This is a genomic window from Actinocrinis sp. (genome assembly GCF_035946395.1).
GTDB lineage: Bacteria > Actinomycetota > Actinomycetes > Streptomycetales > Catenulisporaceae > Actinocrinis.
Map to the genome: position 1 here is coordinate 1 of NZ_DASYZI010000348.1, position 3,096 is coordinate 3,096.

At 67.5% G+C, this 3,096-nt stretch carries 2 protein-coding genes; both read left to right on the forward strand.

Annotated features, from left to right (window positions below):
• The coding region (locus tag VGS97_RS21570; protein ID WP_326855429.1) for an amylo-alpha-1,6-glucosidase at nucleotides 1–905 on the forward strand (905 nt) is incomplete at its 5' end.
• Between the two features lie 439 nt (nucleotides 906–1,344).
• On the forward strand, nucleotides 1,345–3,096 hold a 1,752-nt coding region (locus tag VGS97_RS21575; RefSeq protein ID WP_326855430.1), incomplete at its 3' end, for an RICIN domain-containing protein.

Here is a 3,096-nt window from a genome sequence, read left to right on the forward strand (position 1 = left end):
AGCTGCCGTTCGACCACCAGGACGAGGCAGGCGCCCTGCCCGACTCGGTGACGCACTCGGAGATCCTCTACAACTACGTCAAGCCGCCGATTCACGGCTGGGCGCTGGGAATCCTGCGCCGGGCGCGATCGTCGTCCGGGCCGAACGCCGAGCGGCTCGCCGAGGTCTACGAGCGGCTCGCCCGCTGGACGCGGTACTGGCTCGACTTCCGGCGTGCGCCGGGAAGTGGGCTGGCGCACTACCACCACGGCAACGACAGCGGCTGGGACAACGCGACCGTCTTCGACGACGCGCGCGTCGTGGAGAGTGGGGATCTCGCCGCCTTCCTCGTGCTGCAACTACGGGAATTGGCCGCCTTGGCGCCGTTGGTCGGCCGCCCGGACGAGGCGCAGGCGTGGAACGCCGAGGCCGACCGCGTGTCCGGCGCGTTGATCGACCAGCTGTGGGACGACGGCCGGTTCGCGGCCCGGGAGGTCGGTTCCGACGCGCCCCGTGCCGGTTCCAGCCTGCTGGAGCTCATGCCCATCGTGCTGGGCGACCTGCTGCCCGAGCCGATCCACACCGCCCTGGCCGACCGCATCAGCCGGCACCTGACGGCGTATGGCCTGGCCACCGAGCTGCCGACCTCACCACACTACGAGGCCGACGGCTACTGGCGCGGACCGATCTGGGCACCGGCCACGGTGCTGGTCGAGGACGGCCTGCGCCGCGCCGGCCACGTCCATCTGGCGGACGAGATCAGCCTCAGATTCCGCTCCCTGTGCGAGGCCTCCGGATTCGCAGAGAACTTCGATGCGCTCACCGGCGCCGGACAGCGCGATCGCGCGTACACGTGGACCGCCAGCGCCTACCTCATCCTCGCCGCGGCGGCCGAGGCGCGGCGAAGGCGCGCGGCTGCGCACTGAAACTTCCGTGGGCGGCCCAGGCGGTATTTGCGAGCAATCAAGGAATCGATTCGAGTCGTATAGGTAGCCTGCTGATATCGAGTTCGGTAGGCGACGGGTGCATGGCCGGTGGTCGCGGTCATACGGTGAGTTATCCGGTGAGGATGCAAAGACCTGCGAAAATGTCAGTCATGTCGACTCGTGTCAGTCGATTGGCGAAGTGATCGCGCGCGGTGTCGCACCCCCGTTGACCGTCTCGCAGGCCCGCCGTAATATCCCGATCGAACCTGCGATGTGAATCGGTTCGACACTGTCTTCGTGCCCACATCGTTCGCACCAGGCCCCGTCTCGGGCATCGCGGCGGGGCCGAACCGAGTAGCCGAGCAGCGGGTGCGCCCCGGCGTCCGCTGTCTGTCGCGTCGCGCCACGGGGTTGTGGCGCTGAACCGCAGGAGGAGTCGATGAGAACGAAAATCAGGCCCGGCCGCCTCGCGTTGGCGGCCGGGACGGCCATGGCGCTGGCGTTGCCGCTGCTGGCGGCCGCTCCGGGCCACGCGGCCGGGACCGAATCGCTCAGCGTGAACCTGGCCTCGACGCGAGGGCCGTCGACCCGAGTGGGGGAGGGATTCCTGTACGGCTTCACCGAGGACGGCACGCAGCCGGTGGACCAGTTCATCCAGCCGCTGGGGATGAACGCGTTCCGCGGCGGCGGGTGGTTCTCGGGCGGTTGGATCAAGGACAACTACGCGTTCGGGTCCGCCACGCAGGCTGACATCAACTCGATTGTCGCCGAGGGCAAGCGGTTGACTCAGGCGCCGTACAACGCGCAGTACCAGGTGCTGTTGACCGACCTGTACGGCCTGAACGGCGGGCAGCCGAGCAACACGATGTACCCGTGCGACAACGGCAACTGCTCGAACTGGGCGACCTTCATCGACCAGACGGTTGCCGCACTTCAGGCCACGGGGCTGAAATTTTCCTACGACATCGACAACGAGCCGGACATCTCCGTCTTCTGGAAGGCGGGGGTGAACAGCACGCAGTACTTCAACATGTGGGACACGGCGTACCGGGAACTGCGCAAGGTCGCGCCGGGCGCGACGATCGTCGGTCCGTCCTTCGCGTTCACGCCGTTGGCCAACCCGGGCCAGTGGTCGACCTGGCTTTCGCATGTGAAGTCGGCGGGCACGGTGCCGGACATGATCACCAACCACGACGAGGGCGACGTGGACGACCCGGTCGCGGTGTCGCAGGCGCTGAACAGCGCCCTGTCATCGGCGGGAGTCAGCGCGCGACCGTTGTCAGCCAACGAGTATCAGCCCGCCGACCGGCAGACTGCGGGCGTGACCGCGTGGTACCTCGCGCGGTTCGCGCAGTCAGGGTACTTCAACGCGATGCGCGGCAACTGGGTGTGCTGTGTCACCCCGAACCTGACCGGCGTGCTGACCCAGGTCAACGGAGCCTGGCAGCCAACCGGCAACTGGTGGGCGCTACGCGACTACGCGGACATGACCGGCACGTTGGTCGACACCTCCGGACAGGTCAACTCGACCGCGATCTCAGCGTCCGAGGACAGCACGAACAAGCGCGCGGTCGCCATCATCGGTGACTCCAACGGCTACACCGGTGCCGCGTCGGTGAGCTTCAGCGGTCTGTCGTCGCAGTCGTGGCTGTCCGGAAGCGGCAATGTCAACGTACGTGTAGACCGCATCCCGGATCAGGCACCGCTCAGTGCCCCGCAGGTGGTGCTCAACCAGACCATGAGCGCGTCCGGCGGCTCGATCACTGTTCCGCTCTCCTTCCAGGCCTCTCACGACGCGTTCGCCATCTACGTCACCCCGGCCGGATCGAGTGGCGGCGGCCTCCCGAGCGGTTACCACCAACTCGTCATCGCCAACGACGGCCTGTGCCTCGACGTGTTCGGCAACACGGGTAACGTCGGCGCGGCGATCGACCAGTGGGCCTGCAACGGACAGAGCAACCAGCAGTTCCAGTTCGTCCCGGTCTCCGGCGGCTACGGCGAACTGCAAGCCCAGAACTCCGGCCAGGACGTCGCCGTCGCGAACAACTCGACGGCCCAGGGCACGGCCGACATCGTGCAACAGCCCGTCAACGGCGCGGCGAACAGCCTATGGCTGCCGCAACAGCAGTCCGACGGCTCCTGGCAGTTCAAGAACCAGAACAGCGGCCTGTGCCTGGACGTGCTCGGCGCC